This window comes from Halostella sp. PRR32 (genome assembly GCF_034808085.1).
GTDB lineage: Archaea > Halobacteriota > Halobacteria > Halobacteriales > Natronoarchaeaceae > Halostella > Halostella pelagica.
In genome coordinates this window covers 1-282 of sequence record NZ_JAXHGL010000066.1, presented here as the reverse complement: position 1 = coordinate 282, position 282 = coordinate 1, and the positions used below count along the sequence as shown (strand labels likewise).

General features: G+C 48.9%; 1 protein-coding gene. It reads left to right on the top strand.

Going from position 1 to position 282, the window contains the following annotated elements; all coding sequences use genetic code 11:
• Positions 1 to 282 (top strand): TetR family transcriptional regulator C-terminal domain-containing protein (locus tag SM753_RS20410; protein WP_323192909.1); only part of this gene is annotated, 282 nt, incomplete at both ends.

Here is a 282-nt window from a genome sequence, read left to right as displayed (position 1 = left end):
CAAGTGAACAATAACCAGTTTCGATTCCAGCGAGCTCTCCTCGAGCTTCGGTCACAGGCACCTCACATTGATGCTTATCACAAGCAATTTGAGCGATTCGACGAGTTCGTACTCTCGGAGTTTACAACTGCTATTGAAAACGGCATAGAACGAGGGGTGTTTCGTGAAATCGATCCAGAACAGACGGCTGAATTCATATATTCGGCAGTATACGGGGCACTCGAGCGTGGTGTCACACTTGAAGATGCCAGTCTCCTGCAACAGACCCGGCAAACTCTTGAG